The organism is Arthrobacter sp. K41, from assembly GCF_059089645.1.
In genome coordinates this window covers 136,747-151,870 of sequence record NZ_JBNHEW010000002.1, presented here as the reverse complement: position 1 = coordinate 151,870, position 15,124 = coordinate 136,747, and the positions used below count along the sequence as shown (strand labels likewise).

Below are 15,124 nucleotides of genomic sequence, written 5' to 3'. Positions count from 1 at the left end.
GCCTGGTGTCTGTACAACTAATACTTGTCCGCGGGAAACTGACGCAATGCGGAAACTGGCCTTCGCCATGAACCTGAGTGTGGATGGCTACATCGCAGCGCCGGGGGGTGACATCGGCTGGAGCGCACCGAGTGACGAGCTGTTCCAGTGGTGGTCCGATCGGGTGGGGACAACGGCGCTTGCCCTGTACGGGCGCAGATTGTGGGAGACGATGAGCTCCCACTGGCCCACCGCGGACCTACAGCCTGACGCCACACCTGCACAGATCCAATACGCCCGCCGCTGGCGGGACATGCCAAAGGTAGTATTCTCCTCGACGTCCACCACAGTCGACTGGAACACCCGCCTGGCCACGGGCGACGCCATTTCAGAGATCACCAGGCTCAAGGACGAGACCGGCGGCTTCATGGACATCGGCGGTGCCACCCTCGCCGCGGCCGCCATGCGGGCGGGGCTGATCGACGAGTACTCGATCGTCACCCATCCGGTCCTGGTGGGCGGCGGCACCCCGTTCTTCACAGCTCTGGACAGCTGGGTGAACCTCCGCCTGGTGGAGACCCGGACTTTTCCCGGCGGAGTGGTCTTGACCAGCTACGAGACCAGGCGCTGAGGCACGACGGCGAATCACCTGGACGCAGACCAGCGCCAACTGTGCACGGCTATGACGCCGAACGGCACGCCCCTGCAGTGATGGGCGGCGTCAGTTGCCCTTCCGATCAGTGTGCCGGCCGGTGAGCTTGTCCAGGAGCCGGTCCACCATGCCGACGCCGGGCCCCACGGTCTTGTGGAACAGCTCGGAGTGCGGCGCGCTGGGGTGCGGCCGGGTCGGCGCCAGCTTTTTGGCTTTCTGGACCTTCTCGCCGATGTCGACCAGTTTTTCGCGCGGGATGTGCAGGCGGAGCTTCGGGAACTGTTCGGACTCTTCGTCGTTGGCGTGATGGGTCAGCTGCTGCTCCAGCTCCTGCACCAGGTCCATGAAGGCTTGGCCGGATGACTCGGCTTTCTCCAGCTTCTTCATCAGCTTGACGATTTCGTCGTGTTCCTTCTTGTCGTGTTCGACTTCCTCCGGCCCGTTGGGCACGTGGTCCCTGATCGCAGGATAGACGTACATCTCCTCCGCGACAGCGTGCCGCATGATTTCCGCGATCAGGGTATCGGCCAGGTCCCTGCGCTCGTCCCCATTTGAGGAGCTTTTGATCTGCCCGATCAGTGCAACCATGTCCTGGTGGTCACTGGTCAGGATGTCCACGACGTCCACATTGGGTCCGGCGGAATTGGAATCACTCATGAGCTGGGCCTCCTCCTGGATCGCTTCCCGTAAGCGACGTAAGAGGGTCAAGTTACCACGCGGCAGCAACCCGATCCATAGGTGGAATCCACCGCCTATGGACAGAAAATAGGGAAGAGTGCGGTCGCGGAAAAAGGACAAGAGGGGCATCCGGAGCGACCACGGCGGTCGCTCCGGATGCCCCTCTAAGGGCCGGCACTCAGCACCGGCCGCGGAAAGTCCTGGTCAGTGGGCGCCCAGGAGGTGTTCGATGGCGAGTTGGTTGAGGCGGACGAACGCGAAGGAGCGTTCGGCTGCGGTGTCGGCGTTGAAGTCCTCGAAGGCGGTGGTGTCGGCCAGCAGGTCGGTGGCGGTTTCGCCGGCGGCGAGGGTGGGTTCGCCGAGTTCGAACACGCCCGAGGCGGTGAGTGCTTCCTGGACCTGGGGATCGGCGCGGAACGCGAGGGCGCGTTCTTTCAGGAGCAGGTACATGTTCATGTTGGCTTTGGCTGATTCCCAGACGCCGTCGTAGCCATCGGTGCGGGAAGGCTTGTAGTCGAAGTGGCGCGGGCCTTCGTAGCGGGGCCCGCCGCCCGGGAAGCCGTTCTCGAGCAGGTCAACGGTGAAGAACGCGCTGGTGAGGTCACCGTGGCCGAAGACGAGGTCCTGGTCGTACTTGATCCCGCGCTGGCCGTTGAGGTCGATGTGGAACAGCTTGCCCGCCCAGAGGGCCTGGGCGATGCCGTGGGTGAAGTTCAGCCCGGCCATCTGCTCGTGCCCGGTTTCGGGGTTCAGGCCCACGATGTCGCCGTGTTCGAGCTCGGCGATGAACGCCAGGCCGTGGCCGACGGTGGGCAGGAAGATATCGCCGCGGGGTTCGTTGGGCTTGGGCTCCAGGGCGATGCGCAGGTTGTAGTCCTTGTCCTTGATGTAGGCCGCGGCGGTGTCCACACCCTCGCGCATCCGGTCCAGGGCCGCGGCGAGGTCCTTGGACCCGTCGTATTCGCTGCCTTCACGCCCGCCCCACATCACGAACGTTTCGGCGCCGAACTCCGCGGCCGAATCGATGTTCCGCAAGACCTTGGACAGGGCAAAGCGGCGGATGGAACGGTCATTGGAGGTGAACCCGCCGTCCTTGAACACCGGGTGGCTGAACAGGTTCGTGGTCACCATCGGGACCTTCAAACCGGTCTCGGCCAGCGCCGCCTTGAAGTTCTTCAGGATCAGCTCCCGCTCCGAGGCCGTGGCCTCAAAGGGAACCAGGTCATTGTCGTGGAACGTGATGCCATACGCGCCCAGCTCAGCGAGCCGGTGCACCGCCTCTACCGGATCCAGCGCCGCACGGGTAGCCACACCAAACGGGTCAGCGCCGGTCCAGCCCACAGTCCACAGACCAAAAGTGAACTTATCAGCAGGGGTAGGGGAAAGAGTCATGATGCGTCCTTGCACTTGGGAGGAGTCAGGCCGGAGCGGCCAATTAGTTTATGCAATAAACTATATTGCGGCCGGCTCGCTGGCGTCAAGAGTGCCAGCGACCCGGCCGCCAGGGGGATCAGCCGCGGCGGGCCGGCCGGTCGAAACGCCAGCCCTCGGACTTCGACTCCGGGATGATCTGGTCTACGGCTTCCACCGTCTGGCTCCTGTCGCCGCCGCCGTCGTGCAGGAGCACCACCCCCCCTGGCCGTATGCCCTCCCTGATCCGGCGGACCAGCTCGGCGGTTCCCGGCGGATCCCAGTCGCCCACAACAGTGGCCCAGCCGAGCGGCTGCATGCCCATGTCCGCAGCCACCTGCGGAGTCCCGCCCCAGCTCCCATAGGGCGCGCGGAAGTAGTTGATCTTTGCCCCGGGAACGGCCTCGCGGATAACCGCGCTGGTCGCTTCGAGGTCTGCCCTGATGGCGTCGGCACTCCATGTGCCCATGTTGTCGTGGTGCATCGTGTGGTTGCAGAGCAGATGGCCTGCCTCGGCGATCTGGCGGACGATCTCCGGGTGCTGCTTTACGTGGTCCCCCCACAGGCAGAAGGTCGCCTTGACGTGGTGCTTCTCAAGCACCGCCAGCAATTTGGGGGTGTTGACGGGGTCGGGGCCGTCGTCGAATGTGAGGCTTAAGTACCTGCCTTCATGCCGCGTGGAATCGACGATTGCGGGAGTTGCCTGGTCCGCCTGGGCAGGAACAGCGCCGGCAAGGCCGGCGGGAATGGCGGCGACGATTGCCAGCGCGGTTGCAGCGAGGGGCAACGCCGCTTGGCGCAGAATTTTTGAGCGGTGCAAGGGGAAACTCATGGCTACCTCATTGGAGTCGCAGAAAGTTCCGGTAAGTTCCGGAACGCGCTCAGAGTAAGCTCACCCCAGGAACGGCGTCAAGGGTGCAGGCAGCAGACGGGAACCGCTGTCAGGCCTGGCGGGGCGCTCCCGTGCTCTCCCTGAGCACCAGTCTGGTGGAGAGCTCAACACGGGGGCTTTCGACGCCTTCGCCCTGCAGCATCCGGAGCACCGTGCGGGCGGCAAGTTTGCCCATCTCCGCCAGGGGCTGCCGTACGGTGGTCAGCGGAGGAGAGGCCCAGCGGGCTTCGGGAAGGTCGTCGAAGCCGACGACGCTGATGTCCTCCGGGACCCGCAGCCCCTTTTTGCGCACTGCTTCATACACTCCAAGGGCCATTTGGTCACTGGCGGCAAAGACTGCCGACGGCGGATCGGCCAGCTCGAGCAACCTGACACCGGCACGGAACCCGGACTGGTAGTCAAAGTCGCCCTCAACCACCAGGGCAGGATCGAAGGGTATGGCGGCAGCATCGAGCCCCGCGCGGTACCCGTCGAGCCGCGCCCTGCTGCACCACAGGCCGGGTGTGCCGGCAACAAATCCGATGCGCCGGTGGCCGATTCCGGTGAGATGCTCGGTTGCTCCCACCGCCCCGGTCCAGTTCGTGGCGCCAATGGTGGGGACGTCAAGGTCCGGCACGCCTGCGGGGTCAACCACCACGGCGGGAACGTGAAGCCGCTGCAGTTCGGCCCGCAGGAAGGTATCAAGGTCCGTAGTGACGAGGATGGCGCCGTCACTCGCCCGGGCGCTGACATTGTCCAGCCACTGCCGCGTGGAGGTTGGACTTGTCTTGCGGTGGATAGCGGAAACCACGGTGGAGGCGCCGGCTTCATTTGCGGCTTCCTCCACCCCGCGGATGATTTCCACGGCCCAGGGACTGTCCAGATCATTAAAAACCAGGTCAATGAGGCCGGACCGCACCTCCGGGCGGTTCCCCCGCCGCTGGTAACCGTGGTCCCGCAGCAGGGTTTCCACCCGCTCACGCGTCCGCGCGGAAACATCGCCGCGCCCGTTAAGTACACGGGAGACGGTGGGCACTGAAACGCCCGCTTCGGCTGCAATGGCCGAAATTGTTACAGCCGGGCGCTGGGTCTCGGGCACGCATTCCTCCTGGTTTCGCTGCAAGTATAGGCCTTTGCGCCATCGCGCCAGCCAAGACTTTTCCGTAAACCCTTGACGCGCTCTTTGAAACACTCCTAATCTACAACCACTGCTTTCCGGAAGTTTCCGGAAAGTGTCCGGTCGGAATTCGAGTGCCGATCGATCGTACTCAAAGGAGAGCTCTCAATGAAGGTTGCAAAACTGGTCGCTGCCGCTGTCATGGCGTCAGCGTTTGTCCTCCCAACGGCACTGCCTGCAGTTGCCGGCGGGAATGACAAGCCGCAGCCCCCCGGCCTTGCCAAGCAGGACACCCTGCGCTGGGCCGCACCGAAGGATGTCCGGATCGGCACTGCAGTTGCCGGCGGAGGCCACCACGAAACGATGCCGTATGCCAACCCGTTCACCTCGGACCAGCAGTACCGAGAGGTCCTGGCTTCGGAGTTCAGCTCCCTCTCGCCGGAGAACCAGGCCAAGTGGGAGTTTATCCACCCCCAGCGCGATCAGTACCGCTTTGCCGAGATGGACGCCATCGTGGAGTTCGCCCAGCAGAACGGCCAAGTGGTCCGCGGCCACACGCTGTTCTGGCACAGCCAGAACCCGGCCTGGCTGGAGCAGGGCAATTTCAGCAAGGACGAGCTCCGCTCGATTCTGAAGGACCATATCACCACGGTTGTTGGGCGGTACGCCGGCAAGATCCAGCAGTGGGATGTCGCCAATGAAATCTTCAATGAGAACGGCACCCTCCGCACCACCGACAACATCTGGATCCGCGAACTTGGTCCCGAGATCATCGCCGACGCCTTCCGTTGGGCCCATGAAGCCGACCCGAAGGCCAAGCTCTTCTTCAACGACTACGGTGTGGAAAGCATCAATGCCAAGAGCACGGCCTACGTCCAGCTGATCCCGAAGCTCCAGGCCAAGGGCGTCAAGGTGGATGGCTTCGCGGTCCAGGGCCACCTCAGCACACAGTACGGCTTCCCCGGCGACATGCAGGCTAACCTTCAGCGCTTCGATGACCTGGGCCTCGAGACCGCCGTCACCGAGATCGACGTCCGTATGAACATCGCCGCCGGGACCAAGCCGACGGCCGAGCAGTTGGCAAAGCAGTCCAGCTACTACCAGCGCGCGCTCGAAGCCTGCCTGAGTGTTGAGGACTGCAAGTCCTTCACCATCTGGGGCTTCAATGACAAGTACTCGTGGGTCCCGGTCTTCTTTAGCGGCCAGGGTGAAGCTACGGTGATGTGGGAGGACTACACCCGTAAGCCTTCCTACTACGCTCTGCAGTCCACACTGCTCAAGGCAAGCCCGGGCGGAGAACAGCGCCTGGACCGCCACCCCGCCTACCAGCAGTAGCGCGGCGGCAGAACTCCTGACAAAACGGCCCGGAACCATGTGGTTCCGGGCCGTTTTGTGTTGCCGCTAACCCGCCACGGCGTGGATCCGGAACGCGAGGGAGTGTGACTGGCCTGGCTCAAGAACAACAAGGTCCTGCCCCGAATTCAATGCGTCGGGCGGGCAGGTCATAGGCTCAACGGCCAGCCCCTTCCGGCCCCGCAGCTCTCCGGAGTAGAGCTGCAGCCAGGGCGTGTTGGCTCCGGTGGCTTCCACCACTGACGACAGCTGCAGGGCGGGGTTGCGCAGGGTTACGTCCCACGTCCCCTCAGGGAGGGCGGTGAAAGCGTGATCGAGCGACTGGGAGGCCAGCATCCGGAGCTCGGAGAAATCGAACTCGGTCCCCGGGGTTTCCAGAAGCCCGGTCGGCTGCAGCCTTTCGTTCGTCAGGAGCACCTTGCCGGCCAGGAACCTCAGTTCACACTTTGAAACGTCCTCGCCTCCCACGGTGATGTAGGGGTGGGAGCCGCAGCCGTACGGTGCCGGTGCTGTCCCGCAGTTGGCGGCGCGGAGCTCCACATGGAGCCCGGTGTCTGCGTCCAGGGCATAGCGGGCGGTGAGTGCGAGCTGGAATGGGTAGCCGGGTTCGCCGTGCAGCAGGTGCGTGAGGACCACTTCATTATGTGAGCGCTGCTCCAGCTGCCATGCGTTCCACAGCGCCAGCCCGTGCAACGCGCTGCCGGTAGCCGCCTCGTTCACCGGCAGCTCATAGCGCTGCCCGTCGAAGCTGTAGGCGCCGCCGGCCACGCGGTTGGGCCACGGCATGAGCACCTTTCCGGCATAGGCCGGCGATAGGGTGTCGGCAGGGAAGGGCAGCACGATGTCGTTGCCCTGGTAGGAAAGGCTGATGAGCCCGGCTCCCACGGTTGCGACAGTCGCCCTGTAGTCACCCGCCTCCAGGATTATTAACTCTCCGTTGGGAGTGGCGCTGGGTGACATTGCGTTCCTTTCCGGAAGGTGCTGCCGAGGTTCAGTCGGGGCAGGTTGCGGTGCTTTGGCGGACAACAAGGGATGTTGCAAGGTCCAGGCGCAGGTTGTTGGGCCGCTCGCCTTCGCGGAGGCGCAGGACCATCCGGGCCGCCTCTTCAGCCATTTCTATCAGGGGCTGGTGCACGGTGGTCAGCGCAGGGCTGGACCAGCGCGCCACCTGAAGGTCGTCGTAGCCCACGATGGACAGCTGGGCCGGGACGGAAATTCCCAACTGGCGGGCCGCGTCCAGCACGCCGAGGGCCTGCAGGTCACTGCCGGCGAATATGGCGGTGGGCCGCTGTTCCATCTGCAACAGCTCTCGGGCATGGTGCCGGCCGCCGTCGACATGGAAGTCACCGTAGCGGATGAGGGTACGGTCAATGGGAATGCCTGCGGTGTTCAGGGCCGAGTTGTAGCCGTCGATCCGGGCCAGGGAGCACATCATGTCCTCGGGGCCGGAAATGGCGGCAATGCGGGTATGGCCAAGTTCAATGAGGTGCCGTGTGGCCATCATGCCCCCGGCCCAGTTTGCCGAACCAACGGAAGGAACGTCCGGGGCAGGGTCACCAGCGGGGTCGATGATCACAAACGGAATGGAGCGGGCATCCAGCTGCTGCCGGTACTCCTGCGGCAGATCCGAAAAGACGAGGACAACCCCGGCCGGCCGGCGGGCCATCACGCCTTCAATCCAGTCCGCGCCAGGCGCATGCCTGGTGCCGCTCTCAGTGAGGATAACGCTCATCCCGTTCGCCTTTGCGACGTTTTCGACGCCGCGGATGATTTCCAGCGCCCAGGCGCTTTCCAGCTCATGGAAGACCAACTCCAGCAGGGCGGACTTTGACGCAGTCGTTTTACGACGCTTATAGCCGTGCTCCTCGAGGAGCTCCTCAACTTTCGAACGTGTTTTACGAGAAACGTCCGTTCGGCCGTTGAGAACCTTCGAAATTGTGGACAGCGAAACACCCGCCTCCTCGGCCAGTTGGGCGAGGGTAACGCGCGCGTCGGAAGATACAGGGCTGGACATGAGGACCAGCATAGCGGGAGTGTGGCCCTTTTGGCCTCATGAAACTTTCGCGCCTTGCGCCATGGATGTAACGCAACTTACACTTGCAGGCATCACATAACTTTCGATGAAAGCATCGAAACTTTCGAGAGGCGTTCGAAGATGAACAAGCATGGATGGGTCGCACGCAGCCTTGCAGGCAGTGCGGCTCTTGCCCTGGGCCTGACAATGGCCGGCTGCTCCGGAGGGTCCGGCGCGTCGAGCCGGCCCGAGAACGAGATCCACGTCGCCATGTACGGCGATGCAGGCAACGTAGTGGAACAGAAAATGATCGACGCCTTTAACGCTACCTCTGAGGTGAAGGTTGTCCTCGACAAAATCCCCGGCGCCGAGTACCAGTCGAAGCTGCAGACCATTATGGACACGCCAACCGCACCCGATATCTTCTTCAACTGGGGTGGCGGCAGCATCAAGAGTTTCGTTGATGCCGACCTGGTGCTCCCCCTTGACGATTTCATCAAGGAGGACGCACAGCTGAAGGACGCTTTCCTGCCGTCCGTGTTCCAAACCGCTGTCATTGAAGGCAAGTCCTACGGCGTGCCGATGCGCGGCACGCAGCCGGTCATGCTCTTCAACAACTCGAAAGTCCTCGCGGACGCCGGGATCAGCAACCCCCCGGCCACCTGGGAAGAGCTGCTGGAGGATGTAAAGATCCTCAAGGACAAGGGCATCACCCCCATCGCCCTGGGTGCCGGCGACCGGTGGCCCACCCTGATGTGGTTCGAGTACCTCTACGACCGTGTGGCGGGTGAAGGCCTTTTCCAGAAGGCACTGGAAGGGGACACCAGCGTCTGGGAATCGGAAGAAAGCCGCAAAGCCCTCGGCATGCTCCGGGAGCTCGTTGATGCCGGAGCGTTCGGCACCAACTTCGACTCAGTGAAGTTCACCGACGGCGGGTCCCCCGCACTGCTGGCGAGCGGCAAGGCCGGCTTCGAACTGATGGGGTCATGGGAGTACTCCACCCAGCAGAGCAACGACGCCAAGTTCGCCGCGGAGGTCCTCGGTTACAGCGAGTTCCCGAAGATCGAAGGTGGAAAGGGCGACGAGAACAACCTGGTGGGCAACACCAACAACTTCTACTCGATCCACAAGAACACGCGCTACCCGGAAGCTGCCCGCGATTTCCTGAAGCTCATGTACTCCGATCAGTTCGTGCAGGAGCAGGTTGCCATCGGTAACCTCCCCACCACCACCAACACGGAGAAATTCCTCGACAAGGCAGCGGATCCCGAATACGCCAAGTACCAGTTCAGCCTGGTCAAGGAAGCCCCGTCGTTCCAGCTTTCGTGGGACCAGGCATACCCGCCGGAAGCAACAGTCACCATCCTCACCGCCGTCTCACAGTTCTTCAGTGGACAGATTGACGAAGACGGCTTTATCAAGGCAATGCAGAGCCTCTAGGAAATCATGACCACGACGCTTGCAAACCGCAGGCGCCCGACAGGCGCGGGCGGCCCCGAAGAGGGCCGCCCGGCGCGACGGGGCGGCTCTTCCTCGAGCCGCCCCGGCTTTGTCTGGGCCCTTCCTGCCACTATCTTCTTCGCACTTTTCGCGCTGGTACCGCTTATCGCGGTGGCGGTGCTGTCCTTCACCACCTGGAAGGGCCTCGGCGATCCCAAATTCGTAGGGCTCAAGAACTGGGAAGCCCTCTTCCAGGACCCCGTCATGCTCCAGAGCCTCTGGCTGAGCCTGGTGTTCATTGTGCTTGGCATTGTGACCCAAACTCCGCTGAGCATTTTGCTGGGCGTCTGGGCGGCCGGCAACCAGAGAAACCGCGCCATCCTGAGCGCCATCTACTTCGTTCCGCTGCTGTTGTCCTCGGCTGCAATCTCAGTCCTGTGGCGTGCCCTGCTTGACCCTAACTTCGGCATTCCGGGGCAGATGTCCTGGCTGTTCGGAGACGGAAACGTCCTGGGTACCCAGACGGGTGCCATCGCAGTGCTGATCTTCGTGGGCATGTGGCAGTTCACGCCGTTCCACACACTTATCTACCAAGGCGCAGCCAAGCAGATCCCGCCGGTGCTGTACCAGGCCGCGTCCATCGACGGCGCCGGCACAGTCAGGCAGTTCTTCAGCATCACCCTGCCCCAACTGAAAAACAGCATCATCACGTCCGTGATCCTGATGGTGGTGGGTGGCCTGACCACCTTCGAAACAGTCCTTATCCTGACCAATGGCGGACCGGGCACCAGTACCACCATCACCGCTTTCCACATGTACCAGGAAGCGTTCCGCCGGTTCGATTTCGGTGCCGGCAGCGCCATCGCACTCGTACTGGTCATCATCTCCACGGCGATTTCCTTCGCCGTGGTCCGTGTCTCCGGATACGACAAGATGCGCAGTTCCCTGGAGGGGCTCTAAATGAAAACGCGTCCGAATTACCTCGCCGGCATCGGTGCCTTCATCTGGCTGGCCATCGTTGCTGTGCCGCTGTACGTGATGCTCTCCGCGACTTTCCAGACCCGTGCCGAGTTTGGCGACAACGGACCGCTGTCCTTTCCTACCAGCTTCACGCTGCAGAACTACGTTGATGCCATCTCCAGTGGATTCGGCCGGTACTTCTTCAATACCGTCATCGTTACGGTCGGCGTCGTTGGCCTGGTCCTGCTTCTGGTGCCCCCGCTGAGCTATGCAATCGTCCGGAGCCAGAGCCGTGCCGCCTCGGTCATCTTCCGCATGTTCCTGCTGGGCCTGGCGATCCCCGCCCAGGCTGTGATCGTTCCGGTGTTCTACCTGATCAACACCGTGGGCCTTTATGACAACCTGCTCGGTGTCATTCTTCCGACGGCGGCCTTCGCCCTTCCGATCTGCACCATCATCCTCAGCGGAACCATGCGGGACATCACTCCCGAGCTTTACGAGGCCATGGCCATGGACGGGGCCACCCCCGCCCGTTCCTTCCTTCGCCTGGTACTGCCGCTGTCCAAGGGTGGATTGTCCACCATCGCGGTGTTCTCGGCACTCCAGGCATGGAACGGATTCCTTTTCCCGCTGATCCTGACGCAGTCCGAATCCACCCGGGTGGTCACCCTCGGCCTGTTCAACTTCCAGACGCAGTTCGGCATCAACATCCCAGGACTCCTGGCGGCCGTAACCCTTTCCATGGTGCCGGTACTGCTCGCCTACCTCTTCGCGCGCCGCGCGCTTGTCCAGGGCCTCATGGGCGCTGGCGGAAAGTAATCATGACAGAAACCAAAACGCACAGCGCGCCGTGGCGCGACACCGCCGCCAGCCCGCAGGAGCGCGCGGACAGCCTCATCGCCGCCATGACGCTCAAGGAAAAGACGGCCCAGCTCTACGGAGTCTGGGTGGGCGCTTCCAGCGAAGGCGGTGAAGTGGCGCCGCACCAGAATGAAATGAACCCGCCCGTTGACCTGGACGAGATCCTGCCCAGCGGCCTGGGCCAACTGACGCGGCCCTTTGGCACTGCACCGGTGGATCCGGCACTGGGTGCGCTGTCCCTTCAGCGGACCCAGCAGCGCATTGCTGCCGCCAACCGCTTCGGGATCCCGGCGCTGGTCCATGAAGAGTGCTTGGCCGGCTTTGCCACCTGGCAGGCAACCGCGTACCCGGTGCCCCTGGCCTGGGGCGCCACCTTCAACGCCGGGCTCATCCGCACCATGGGCGCCGCGATCGGCGCAGACATGCGTTCACTTGGCGTGCACCAGGGCCTCGCCCCCGTCCTGGACGTGGTCCGCGACGCGCGCTGGGGCAGGGTGGAAGAAACCATCGGTGAAGACCCCTACCTGATCGGAACGCTGGCCACCGCCTACATCCAGGGTGTGGAAAGCAGTGGGGTTGTGGCCACCCTCAAGCACTTCGTGGGCTACTCGGCATCAAAGGCGGGCCGGAACCTCGCCCCCGTCTCCGTAGGGGCCCGTGAGATGGCAGACGTCCTGCTGCCACCCTTCGAAATGGCCGTCCGTGAATCCGGCGTCCGCTCCGTGATGCACGCCTACACGGACCTTGACGGGGTCCCCACCGCTGCTGACTCCTCGCTGCTCACCGATCTCCTGAGGGACACCTGGGGATTCGATGGCACTGTGGTGGCGGACTACTTCGGTGTCGCCTTCCTGAAGAACCTGCACGGGATAGCCGGGACGTTTGGGGAAGCGGCAGCAGCCGCCCTGGCCGCGGGCGTCGACGTCGAACTTCCCACCGTGCACGCCTTCGGTGAGCACCTCATCGCCGAGGTTGACGCCGGCCGTGTCCCCGTCAGCCTCATTGACCGGGCCCTGCACCGGGTGCTGGTGCAGAAGATTGAGCTGGGCCTGCTCGATGAGGACTGGTCCCCCGTTCCCCCTGCGCTGCAGGAGGCGGATCTGCAGAATCCTGCCGGGCTCGAAGGAAGCATCACCCTGGACACCGAGGCCAACCGGAAGCTTGCAGCCCGGATAGCCGAACAGTCGATCGTCCTGGCCAGCAACAACGGGATCCTGCCGCTGGGCAACCCGGGCCGCATCGCCGTTATCGGACCCAATGCGGACAACACCCAGGCGTTCCTTGGCTGCTACTCGTTCCCGGCACACGTCGGCGGCCAGCATCCGGACGTCCCGGTCGGCATCGAACTGCCCACCGTGGCGCAGGCCCTCGGGGCCGAATTCCCGGACAGCGCCATCACGGTAACAGAGGGCTGCTCCGTGGACGGAACGTCCACAGAGGGATTTGACGACGCCGTTGCTGCCGCCACCGGCGCCGACGTTGTCATCGCCATTCTGGGCGACCGCGCCGGTCTGTTCGGCCGGGGAACCAGCGGTGAGGGCTGCGACGTGGAGTCCCTCGTGCTCCCTGGCGTCCAGCAGCAACTACTGGACCGCCTGATCGAAACGGGTGTGCCCGTAGTGCTGGTGCTCCTCACCGGCCGGCCGTACGCCGTTGGCTCCGCCGTCGAGGATGCTGCGGCGATCGTGCAGGCGTTCTTCCCCGGTGAAGAAGGCGGTCCGGCTGTTGCCAGGATCCTCAGCGGCAGCGTCAACCCCAGCGGGCGGCTGCCGGTGAGCATTCCCGCCCGGCCGGGCGCCCAGCCGTCAACGTACCTGGCAGCCCCGCTTGCGCAGGCCAGCGGTGTCTCCAACATCGATCCTTCCGCGGCCTTCCCCTTCGGGCACGGCCTGAGCTACACCACCTTTGAATGGACCGGGCTGGAGCTCGAGGGCCCCTCAACCGTGGCAGTGGACGGCGTCGCCGAAGCAAGCATTTCTGTCACCAACACAGGTGACAGGGCCGGCGTCGAACTCGTCCAGCTGTACCTGCACGACCCCGTGGCCTCCGTGGTCCGCCCTGTGCAGAAACTGGTGGGTTACGCCCGGGTGCCGCTGGAGCCGGGCGCTTCGGCCCGGGTTTCCTTCACGGTCCCCGCCGACGTCGCGTCATTCACAGGACGCGATGGCCGCCGGATCGTAGAGGCCGGCGACCTTGAACTTCGCTTCGGAGCATCAAGCGGAGACATCCGTCTGCACGCCAGTATCGCGCTGAGCGGTGAAACGCGCGTTGTTGACCACACCCGCAGCCTGCACTGCGGCGTGACGGTGACACCGAACAAGTAATTGGACAGGCAGGCGGCCGTGCCCCTTGGCACGGCCGCCTGCCTTTACGCTGAAAGGAATCCCATGGGAACGCCGCATCGCCTAAGCATCCTTGCCACCACGACATCCGAGGCTGATGAGAAGCTCGATGCCTCCATCCACCAGCTCCGTGCCCTGGCCCAGGAAAACCCTGTCCAGGGCATCCTGGTGACGAAACACGGCGCCGGCCGCTTCACCGTGGAACTGAACGATCAGGTCCCTTACGGGGAGACGTGGGAATCCGTCCAGTTTCCGGTCGAGGCCGGCGCCCCCCGCTCCAGCTGGGACAGGTAGTTGAACAAAGCTGTGATCCCGAAGGTCCACGGCTCCATGTCCTCGGTCCTGTCCGTCCGGTTGATGAGAGAGCCGAGCAGAGGGCTGCTGATGGTGACGACGTCCCCGGGCTGGTGCGTGAAGCCGAGCCCCTCGGCATGCCGGTCCTGAGTCGGAGCGAACAGCGTTCCTGTGAAGAGAGCGAAGCCGTCGGGATACTGGTGGTGCCGGCCGTACGCGGCGTCCACGAGCTCCTCGAAGGGCCGGCTGATCCGGGCCAGGCTGTTCCGACCCTCCAGCCGGTAGCCGTCTGCCCCTTCCACGGTAAGGGTGATCTCCTCGATCCGCAGGGCGTCTAGGGTGAAGTCCTGGTGGAACAGCCGGATGAACGGGCCAATGGCACAGGATGCGTTGTTGTCCTTCGCCAGGCCGAGCAGGAGTGCGCTGCGGCCTTCGACATCCCGAAGGTTCACGTCGTTTCCCAGCGTGGCACCCCGGACCCGTCCTGCAGAGTCGGCGATCAGGACAAGTTCAGGCTCAGGGTTGTTCCACGAGGAGAAGCCGGGGATCCCGACTCCGGAACCAAAGCCTACGGAGGAGAGCACCGGAGCTTTGGTGAACACCTCAGGGTCCGGGCCAAGCCCAACCTCAAGGTACTGCGACCACATACCCTGGGCTGACAGGACACTCTTGACTTGCCGGGCATGTTCCGATCCCGGGCGCAACGCGTTCAGGCTGCCACCCATAGCGCCGGCAACCGTTGCGCGGACCTCCGCCGCCCGGTACACATCACCGGCGCACCGCTCCTCGATCACCCGCTCAATCATGCTCTCCACAAAAGTGACACCGCAGGCCTTAATCACCTGAAGGTCTATCGGGGACAGCAGGTGGGGCCGGTTACGGTCCCCCGCGCGTGACGCTTCCACCAGTTCGGCAAGGTCCCAGCCGGGATTGCCAGTTCGGTGCAGCACCAATTCCAAGGGGTCTTTGTGGTCCATAAGCCCAGCAACAGTCCGGACCTCTGGGGTCAGATCGGACACCATCCCATCCCGGACAGAGACCACCCTTGGGCCTTGGGAGACCGGATCCCAGACCCGGCCGACGAGGATCGCGCCTGCCGAGTCGGCCGGAAGGATTTGCGGTAACGGGGTTTTTGTCATTCCTGGTCCTCATC

At 63.8% G+C, this 15,124-nt stretch carries 14 protein-coding genes; 7 read left to right on the top strand and 7 right to left on the bottom strand.

The window, feature by feature from the left end; all coding sequences use genetic code 11:
- The first annotated feature begins 46 nt into the window (after positions 1–46).
- Positions 47–610 (top strand): dihydrofolate reductase family protein, encoded by a 564-nt coding sequence (locus AC5RTE_RS04990; RefSeq protein ID WP_494040302.1) that lies wholly within the window; start codon positions 47–49, stop codon positions 608–610.
- Between the two features lie 90 nt (positions 611–700).
- On the opposite strand, the gene AC5RTE_RS04985 is transcribed toward AC5RTE_RS04990, so the two are convergent.
- From AC5RTE_RS04985 to AC5RTE_RS04970, 4 genes are all read right to left on the bottom strand, one after another.
- Positions 701–1,288 carry a hemerythrin domain-containing protein gene (locus AC5RTE_RS04985; protein ID WP_494040301.1) on the bottom strand — a complete coding sequence of 196 codons (588 nt, stop codon included), beginning with the start codon at positions 1,286–1,288 and terminating at the stop codon, positions 701–703.
- 225 nt (positions 1,289–1,513) lie between these two features.
- Positions 1,514–2,701: a xylose isomerase gene (gene xylA / locus AC5RTE_RS04980; protein WP_494040300.1), complete on the bottom strand. Its 1,188-nt coding sequence runs from the start codon at positions 2,699–2,701 to the stop codon at positions 1,514–1,516.
- Positions 2,702–2,819: 118 nt separating this feature from the next.
- Positions 2,820–3,551 carry a polysaccharide deacetylase family protein gene (locus AC5RTE_RS04975; protein ID WP_494040299.1) on the bottom strand — a complete coding sequence of 244 codons (732 nt, stop codon included), beginning with the start codon at positions 3,549–3,551 and terminating at the stop codon, positions 2,820–2,822.
- A gap of 109 nt (positions 3,552–3,660) precedes the next feature.
- Positions 3,661–4,689, bottom strand: coding sequence for a LacI family DNA-binding transcriptional regulator (locus tag AC5RTE_RS04970; protein ID WP_494040298.1), 1,029 nt, complete (start codon positions 4,687–4,689; stop codon positions 3,661–3,663).
- Between the two features lie 186 nt (positions 4,690–4,875).
- Between AC5RTE_RS04970 and AC5RTE_RS04965 the strand changes: the two genes are divergently transcribed.
- The gene (locus AC5RTE_RS04965; protein ID WP_494040297.1) at positions 4,876–6,042 is read left to right on the top strand and encodes an endo-1,4-beta-xylanase; all 1,167 of its coding nucleotides are present in this window, start codon (positions 4,876–4,878) and stop codon (positions 6,040–6,042) included.
- 66 nt (positions 6,043–6,108) lie between these two features.
- Here the strand turns inward: AC5RTE_RS04965 and AC5RTE_RS04960 are convergent, their stop codons facing one another.
- On the bottom strand, positions 6,109–7,020 hold the full coding sequence (locus AC5RTE_RS04960; protein ID WP_494040296.1) for an aldose-1-epimerase: 912 nt from the start codon (positions 7,018–7,020) through the stop codon (positions 6,109–6,111).
- Positions 7,021–7,051: 31 nt separating this feature from the next.
- Positions 7,052–8,074 carry a LacI family DNA-binding transcriptional regulator gene (locus AC5RTE_RS04955; RefSeq protein ID WP_494040295.1) on the bottom strand — a complete coding sequence of 341 codons (1,023 nt, stop codon included), beginning with the start codon at positions 8,072–8,074 and terminating at the stop codon, positions 7,052–7,054.
- A 141-nt stretch (positions 8,075–8,215) separates the two neighbouring features.
- On the opposite strand from AC5RTE_RS04955, the gene AC5RTE_RS04950 reads away from it, so the two are divergent.
- The 5 genes from AC5RTE_RS04950 (at position 8,216) to AC5RTE_RS04930 (ending at position 13,971) form a co-directional block, all read left to right on the top strand.
- Positions 8,216–9,514 carry an extracellular solute-binding protein gene (locus AC5RTE_RS04950; protein WP_494040294.1) on the top strand — a complete coding sequence of 433 codons (1,299 nt, stop codon included), beginning with the start codon at positions 8,216–8,218 and terminating at the stop codon, positions 9,512–9,514.
- Positions 9,515–9,520: 6 nt separating this feature from the next.
- Entirely contained in the window at positions 9,521–10,474 is a 954-nt protein-coding gene (locus AC5RTE_RS04945) for a carbohydrate ABC transporter permease (RefSeq protein ID WP_494040293.1), read from the top strand.
- Complete coding sequence (locus AC5RTE_RS04940; RefSeq protein WP_494040292.1) at positions 10,475–11,293, top strand: carbohydrate ABC transporter permease; 819 nt, start codon at positions 10,475–10,477, stop codon at positions 11,291–11,293. It begins immediately after the preceding gene.
- A gap of 2 nt (positions 11,294–11,295) precedes the next feature.
- The gene (locus tag AC5RTE_RS04935) at positions 11,296–13,659 is read left to right on the top strand and encodes a beta-xylosidase/alpha-l-arabinosidase (RefSeq protein ID WP_494040291.1); all 2,364 of its coding nucleotides are present in this window, start codon (positions 11,296–11,298) and stop codon (positions 13,657–13,659) included.
- 63 nt (positions 13,660–13,722) lie between these two features.
- On the top strand, positions 13,723–13,971 hold the full coding sequence (locus AC5RTE_RS04930; RefSeq protein ID WP_494040290.1) for a hypothetical protein: 249 nt from the start codon (positions 13,723–13,725) through the stop codon (positions 13,969–13,971).
- On the opposite strand, the gene AC5RTE_RS04925 is transcribed toward AC5RTE_RS04930, so the two are convergent.
- Positions 13,899–15,110: a fumarylacetoacetate hydrolase family protein gene (locus AC5RTE_RS04925; RefSeq protein ID WP_494040289.1), complete on the bottom strand. Its 1,212-nt coding sequence runs from the start codon at positions 15,108–15,110 to the stop codon at positions 13,899–13,901. The two genes, AC5RTE_RS04930 and AC5RTE_RS04925, sit on opposite strands and share 73 nt — an antisense overlap.
- Positions 15,111–15,124 lie beyond the last annotated feature (14 nt).

Bases quoted from the DNA above. Each gene is read 5' to 3' on its own strand.
- AC5RTE_RS04990 (WP_494040302.1), top strand. From the start codon at position 47: ATGCGGAAACTGGCCTTCGCCATGAACCTGAGTGTGGATGGCTACATC.
- AC5RTE_RS04985 (WP_494040301.1), bottom strand. From the start codon at position 1,288: ATGAGTGATTCCAATTCCGCCGGACCCAATGTGGACGTCGTGGACATC.
- xylA (WP_494040300.1), bottom strand. From the start codon at position 2,701: ATGACTCTTTCCCCTACCCCTGCTGATAAGTTCACTTTTGGTCTGTGG.
- AC5RTE_RS04975 (WP_494040299.1), bottom strand. From the start codon at position 3,551: ATGAGTTTCCCCTTGCACCGCTCAAAAATTCTGCGCCAAGCGGCGTTG.
- AC5RTE_RS04965 (WP_494040297.1), top strand. From the start codon at position 4,876: ATGAAGGTTGCAAAACTGGTCGCTGCCGCTGTCATGGCGTCAGCGTTT.
- AC5RTE_RS04960 (WP_494040296.1), bottom strand. From the start codon at position 7,020: ATGTCACCCAGCGCCACTCCCAACGGAGAGTTAATAATCCTGGAGGCG.
- AC5RTE_RS04955 (WP_494040295.1), bottom strand. From the start codon at position 8,074: ATGTCCAGCCCTGTATCTTCCGACGCGCGCGTTACCCTCGCCCAACTG.
- AC5RTE_RS04950 (WP_494040294.1), top strand. From the start codon at position 8,216: ATGAACAAGCATGGATGGGTCGCACGCAGCCTTGCAGGCAGTGCGGCT.
- AC5RTE_RS04945 (WP_494040293.1), top strand. From the start codon at position 9,521: ATGACCACGACGCTTGCAAACCGCAGGCGCCCGACAGGCGCGGGCGGC.
- AC5RTE_RS04940 (WP_494040292.1), top strand. From the start codon at position 10,475: ATGAAAACGCGTCCGAATTACCTCGCCGGCATCGGTGCCTTCATCTGG.
- AC5RTE_RS04935 (WP_494040291.1), top strand. From the start codon at position 11,296: ATGACAGAAACCAAAACGCACAGCGCGCCGTGGCGCGACACCGCCGCC.
- AC5RTE_RS04930 (WP_494040290.1), top strand. From the start codon at position 13,723: ATGGGAACGCCGCATCGCCTAAGCATCCTTGCCACCACGACATCCGAG.
- AC5RTE_RS04925 (WP_494040289.1), bottom strand. From the start codon at position 15,110: ATGACAAAAACCCCGTTACCGCAAATCCTTCCGGCCGACTCGGCAGGC.